This is a genomic window from Bradyrhizobium sp. AUGA SZCCT0431 (genome assembly GCF_018131065.1).
Classification (GTDB): Bacteria; Pseudomonadota; Alphaproteobacteria; order Rhizobiales; family Xanthobacteraceae; genus Bradyrhizobium.
The window spans coordinates 1-6,374 of sequence record NZ_JAFCLR010000082.1 but is presented as its reverse complement, the minus strand read 5'-3'; the positions used below and the strand labels follow the sequence as shown (position 1 = coordinate 6,374).

The window sequence follows — 6,374 nt, the reverse complement described above, 5'->3', positions numbered from 1 at the left end:
CGGCGGCGTGCCCAGCTGGAGGAGAGCGTCGCGCGCTATCTGAGCCAACTTGACACGGCCGACCGGCAGGAGCCGACGGAGGCACTGGCCGCGAAGGTGACGAGGCTTACCGAGAAACTGACGAAGCTGAAGGAGGAAATGGGCAAGCTTGCCGTTTACGAGAAGCAGATGCTCGCTTCGCCCGACCAGCAAATCTCACTGACCGATCCCGACAGCCGTTCGATGGCGACGAGCGGGCGTGGGTCCGGCGTCGTCGGCTACAACGTGCAGGTCGCCGTGGATACCGAGCATCATCTGATTGTGACGCATGAGGTAACGAACAGCGGCTCAGATCGGGCTCAACTGGCCAATATGGCCAGGCAGGCCAAGGCTGTTCTCGAGACCGAGACGCTCGAGGCCGTTGCCGATCGCGGCTACTTCAGCAGCCTGGAGATCCTCGCGTGTCACGAGGCCGGCATCACGGTAACTCTGCCCAAGCCGCAGACGTCGGGTGCCAAGTCAGATGGCCGCTTCGGCAAGCAGGACTTTGTCTATTTGCCAGATGAGGACGCCTATCGCTGTCCAGCCGGGGAACAACTGCCTTATCGCTTTACGAGCGAGGAGGACGGCAAGCGGCTACGGCGCTACTGGACCACAGCCTGTCAGGATTGTTCGCTTAAATCGCAGTGCACGACAGGGCCAGAGCGGCGGATTCCACGATGGGAGCATGAGCATCTACTCGAAGCTGTGCAGCAGCGCCTTGATGCAAACCCACAGGCCATGCGCCTGCGTCGCGAGACGGTCGAGCATCCGTTCGGCACGATGAAAGCCCGCATGGGAGCGACACACTTCCTCACCAAAACGCTTCCAAAAGTAGCCGCCGAGATGGCACTCTCGGTCCTCGCCTATAACCTGACACGGGTCATGAACATCGTCGGGACCAAGCCGCTGATGGCTGCGATCGCGGCCTGAGACCGAACCGGTCCTGGCTTCTCACCGACTTCCTTGGAAGGGTGTTTTTACACGGCCAAGACCCGAAGCGGACATATCGAAATCAAAACAGACCGAAATGGCCGAGACGAGAAGCACTGCGGCTCAACTACGGAAGTCCTTTTGTCACCGTAAAGGGATTGAACCCACGTTCCGCGAGGGCAGCCCACGAAGCTGCGCCAAGATGTGGCAATCGGAAATAGAGTCGCGGCTTGGTCGGATCGGTGTCCAACACGAACCCAGTCGGTAACTCGCGGGCAGTTGTGGCATACAACCCACCATCCGGCGACCTCTGGGATTCGATGACAGCGATCAACGACTTTGCCCTCCCAGTCCTGCCAAGCAATTTCAACAAGAGAGCCATTTGGCCCGTCCCTTCGGTCCACACACCGTCTCGGTCTTCACCGTAGGAAAAGCCCTCGTCGACACTCATTCGCTGTTCGGCGGTAGTAATTGCCGATGCAAATTTCTCGGCCGCTCCGGGGAGCGCCATTAAAGGCCAGACCTGGGCATCCAGAGCCAAAATCGGATTGTGCGTGACACCGTCTTCAGCGGTACCTGCGGCGAAACAGGCGCATGCCGGATCCCACATCGTATTTACAAAGTACTCAGCAACCGTTGCCTTATCGCGCCAGCGCGAATCGCCTGTACGGATCGCAAGAAGGCCAAACGCGGCGGCGAGGTCAGTATTATGTTCAGTCGATTTCCACGTCCGCACTTCCGGCGTCGGTTCGTGCCCAAACGTACCACCCGTGAAACCGCCAGTACCGCGCGTATCGGCCCATTGCGCGACCCAGGCGCCAAGCCGTGCTGCACCATCGCGGAACCGAGAGCCGGTGTTCACATCATCAATCGACAGCAATGCCAACATGGCCCATGCCATGTTACCAACATCGCTGCCCACCTGATATCGATCTTCTAACCACTTGTTCTGAGTATTGTCCCACCAACCCGGAAGTTTGGCGGAGCCACTCGCCACCACACCCGCGGCGTAAGCGTTCCGGAGCCGTCCATCATGCCAGGTCCGGTCGTTATCGATGGCCCAGAGAATCGCCGCGCCGATCCGACGTGCTTTGTCTCGCTCACCGCAACCGACTAATGCGATGGCGGCCACCGCATTGTCATAAAGGTATGCGGCGCCATGGAGAGGCCCCGATTCCACGGTCGGATAGCTGGGCAAGAACAACGGCCCTGGCGGTGCCTTATCGATTAGACCAGCGAGGTACCCGCATGCAGACGCTTCTGGTGCTGCTAACGCCCGTGGTGGAGTGGCGGCCATAATGATTATGAAAGTCGTTACGATCCATACGAAGGTTTCTATTCGGGCCACTTGCTGTTCTCCGGGGTGGACGATGATCCTATATACCCATCGGCGATGTCTGGAAGTGGCACGAAGCGGAAGAGCCGAGCCGATCTGGCGATGTCCGTTGACGGGGGTAGACCGGAAGTGGCTGGCCGACCGTCAAGCCGACGCGATTGACCCAAAGCGGAAATATCAATCGCTGTTCACATAAGCGCGAAATGACATTGATGATACGGTTGCCAAGCGCACGGGAAGCTCGCTCACAACTGTCGCAAGAAATCGATCATTGCGGCGTTGACCTCTGGCGCGCGCTCCTGCTGGGTCCAATGACCGCAGCCGGAGAGTATGACCTTGCCGCGCAGTTGCGGCACGAAGTTTGCCAAATTGGCGACAACCCGATCCATACCCTGGAACGCCAATATCAAGTCGCGGTCGCCGACCATGTAAAGTGCCGGGACGGTGACCTTCGCGCCCTCAAGCGGCGCTAACAACTCCCAATTTCTATCAGTGTTGCGATACCAATTTAGTCCACCCCGAAATCCCGTGCGCTCAAATTCTCTGACGTAAAAATCAAGGTCCGCTTCCGTTAGCCAATTCGGAAGGGTGGCAGGGGTTGGCCTGTCAGTGAGCAATCCCCCGTCACGCGGTACCATGCCGAGGGGGTCACCGGGCAACCTTTCACGCGAGCCGCCGGCTACTGATCCGCCGGCTAGCACCTTTAGGAAAGTTTGCCGAACATCGCGCTCAAGTTCGGCCTCTGCTACGCCCGGCTCTTGGAAATAGAGCACGTAGGACATTGAATCCTTACGCCGCGGCATAGCCAACGTGGGGACTACCGGCGACCGCTGCAGGTACGGAAGGCTGAGGGCGATTACGGCGCGGAAACGGTCGGGGCGTAGCAAAGCTGCGTGCCACGCGACCACCGCACCCCAGTCGTGTCCAGCGATGACAGCCTGTTGAACACGAAGCGCATCGAGGAGCCCCACTATATCGCCGACGAGATGCAGCAGAGTGTATTGATCGATTGCCTCCGGTCGGTCGGACTGACCATAGCCGCGCATGTCAACCGCGACAGCACGAAACCCAGCCGCCGACAGAGCGGCAAGTTGATGCCGCCATGAGTACCACGACTCTGGAAAGCCATGGCACAAGACGACCAGCGGTCCCTCGCCCTGTTCGACGAAATGGAGATGAATCCCGTTTGCGTTGACCGTGCGATGCGTAGCGCTGCCGGTGGCCTGCGCGAATGCCAGATTCGATTGGCAGATAGCGCCAACCGCTGCCGCGCCAAGACGGCCAATAAATTCGCGTCGCCGCATCTGCGATGGTCTCATTTAACGGCCTCTCCCGCCATAAGGACCGATAGCTGACTATTCCTCAAATGCCTTATAGCATACCGCTTATTTGCGGGATTTCAGCATGACACGCGAGCGGTATGCAAGCACGCGCATGCCAGATTCTCCCGATCGCGGGCGGAAAGCCGGGCTGTCCTGTTTTGGACCGTCGAGCATACTGCGCGGGATTGGTCGGCGAAGTCACCTTTTGGAACGTTTGAGACATGCTGGCGGCTCGTGAGAATGTCCGTTGATCGGGGTAGACCGGAAGGGACCGGCCGACTGGCAAAACGGCGTTTTTGACCCATTTCGGACCTCGGTCGCTGGAGGACCGGGTCGAACAGTCGTAAAGTGGCAGCGCCGCACCTTGATTCAGAACGATTTAGGCCCCTCAGGGCTTTGACGTTCTGCGGAAGACTGAGCGTGCGGCAGCTCCAAAGCGCGAGGACGCCCGATGTTCGGCATGAGGCGGCGGGAGTTCATCGGGCTTGCGGGCGCCGCAAGCATGTGGCCGCTCGCTACGCGCGCGCAGCAATGGGGGAAGATATATCGCATCGGGATTCTGGAGCCGGTGTCCGCAGTGCGGAACGCTTCCAATCTCGACGCCCTGCGCAAGGGGCTGCGGGATTTCGGCTACGTTGAAGGGCGAAACCTCTTCATCGAATATCGATCGGCGGATGGTCGCGCCGAGCGGTTTCCGGACCTCGCATCCGAACTGGTTGGTCTCAACCTCGACCTGATCGTGACGAGGGGGACCCCTGCCACCATGGCGATCCAAAACGCGACCGGAACTATTCCTGTGGTTATGGCGACGATGGGCGGGCCGGGCGCCATCGTGGCGAGCTTCGCACGGCCTGGGGGCAATATCACGGGGGTGATTACCTTCAGCACCGAGCTGACTGCGAAACGGGTCGAAATCCTCAAAGAGCTGGCTCCGGATCTCTCGCGCATCGCCTTGCTTCACAACATGGGCAATCCGGCCGTCCCACCCGAATGGGAGGAGACAAGGACGGCGGCGCGCTCCTTGGGTCTCCAGGCTGAGCTTCTAGATGTGCGGAGCGAGGGCGACCTGGGCCGTGCATTCGAACTCGCAGTCCGACAGCATGTCGACGGGCTTGTCATTGGGGCAGACGGGCTCACCCAAATGCATCAACAAACGATTATTGCCTTCGCGGCCCGCAACAGGCTGCCTGCCGTCTATCCAGCGCGCGAGTTCGTCGAGGACGGAGGGTTGATCGCCTACGCGGTGAACTATCCCAACCTTTATTTCCGGCTTGCAGCTTTCGTCGACAAGATCTTCAAGGGCGCGAAGCCCGGCGACCTTCCCGTCGAACAACCCACGAAATTCGAGCTGATGATCAATCTCAAGACCGCAAAGGCCTTGGGCCTAACAGTGCCGCCGTTGCTACTTGCACGCGCCGACGAGGTGATCGAATGAGGCTGGCCACTTCCGGAATTGGCACGTTTGAGACATACCAACCGGCTTAGAAATTGTCCGCTTATCGGGGTAGATCGGAAGTGAACGTCGCACGCTCAAAGCGACGCGAATGACCCGGAACGGACATCGTCCCGCGTCCGGCAAGATCGATGCCCATTGGTAAGTGCAACGACCATCGAGACGTGATACTCTGCGTCCCGTCGTCCTCAAGCTGCGATGAGGATCGAATGAAGCGGCGCGAGTTCATAGCGGGCACTGCGGCGCTGCTCGTTTGCCCACGGCGTTCGCGAGCCCAAGGGATGCCTCGCCGCATCGGATCGCTTGGCGGTTTCCAGAATTTGCCGATCCTCAAAGTGTTCCACGAGGGTTTGCGCGTTCGCGGCTGGATCGAGGGCAAGAACCTCATCATTGATTACCGATATTTCGAGGACCATGCCGAGCGCATACCGGTTCTCGCGGCCGAACTCGTCGCCCTCAAGCCCGATCTGCTCATTGGCGGCAACCCGCAGGCAGCCGTAGCCTTGAAATCGGCAACTGCCACCATTCCGATCGTGTTCGTCGCTGTGCCCGATCCCGTGGGGCTCGGCCTCGTCCAAAGCCTGGCACGCCCGGGCGGCAACATCACGGGCCTTACGGACCTCGTGCCCGGAGATTGGATCACAAAGCGTGTACAACTCCTCAGGGAATTGATTCCCGACGCCTCGAAAATTGCGGTTCTGGTCAATCCAGGCAATCCAATACACAAGCTGCGATTAGTGGACGAGGTGCCCCAAGCCGCCCGGAACCTTGGACTGGCTTTGCCGATAGTTGAGGCGACTACGGCCGAGGAACTTGATAGCGCTTTTGCCTCGGCCGCTGCCCAGCACGCCGATGGAATAATTATTTTTGGCGATTCTCTGACCCTTCAGAATGCCCCGCGAATTATCGCACTCGCGGCGAAGCATCATCTGCCCGCGAGTTATCATGCCCGACAATTCGCCAATGGCGGATTGATCGTATACGGCCCCGATTTTGCCGATCTGTTCCGCCGTGCCGGCGGCTACGTGGATAAGATCCTCAAAGGCACCAGGCCCTCCGACCTGCCTGTCGAGCAGCCGACCAAATTCGAGCTAGTGATCAACATGAAGACTGCCAAAGCGCTCGGCCTCACCGTGCCGCCCTCGTTACTTGTTCGGGCCGATGAGGTGATCGAATAGAGATGCTTTTTGCTGCAGCGCGTGAGTCCGGTTATGGCTGCACGTTTGAGACATACCAACCGGCTTAGAAATTGTCCGCTTATCGGGGTAGATCGGAAGTGAACGTCGCACGCTCAAAGCGACGCGAATGACCC

5 protein-coding genes are annotated in these 6,374 nt (G+C 59.3%); 3 read left to right on the top strand and 2 right to left on the bottom strand.

All coding sequences use genetic code 11. The annotated features are described in order from the left end of the window. On the top strand, nucleotides 1–951 hold a 951-nt coding region (locus JQ567_RS37645; protein WP_212443496.1), incomplete at its 5' end, for a transposase. Nucleotides 952–1,078: 127 nt separating this feature from the next. Here the strand turns inward: JQ567_RS37645 and JQ567_RS37640 are convergent. Then, nucleotides 1,079–2,083 carry a hypothetical protein gene (locus JQ567_RS37640; RefSeq protein WP_312017525.1) on the bottom strand — a complete coding sequence of 335 codons (1,005 nt, stop codon included), beginning with the start codon at nucleotides 2,081–2,083 and terminating at the stop codon, nucleotides 1,079–1,081. A 449-nt stretch (nucleotides 2,084–2,532) separates the two neighbouring features. After that, nucleotides 2,533–3,606, bottom strand: a complete 1,074-nt coding sequence (locus tag JQ567_RS37635) for an alpha/beta fold hydrolase (protein ID WP_249165992.1) — start codon at nucleotides 3,604–3,606, stop codon at nucleotides 2,533–2,535. Nucleotides 3,607–4,060: 454 nt separating this feature from the next. Between JQ567_RS37635 and JQ567_RS37630 the strand changes: the two genes are divergently transcribed. After that, complete coding sequence (locus JQ567_RS37630; RefSeq protein ID WP_212443494.1) at nucleotides 4,061–5,044, top strand: ABC transporter substrate-binding protein; 984 nt, start codon at nucleotides 4,061–4,063, stop codon at nucleotides 5,042–5,044. Nucleotides 5,045–5,271: 227 nt separating this feature from the next. Next, the gene (locus JQ567_RS37625) at nucleotides 5,272–6,240 is read left to right on the top strand and encodes an ABC transporter substrate-binding protein (protein WP_212443493.1); all 969 of its coding nucleotides are present in this window, start codon (nucleotides 5,272–5,274) and stop codon (nucleotides 6,238–6,240) included. The last annotated feature ends 134 nt before the right edge of the window (nucleotides 6,241–6,374 follow it).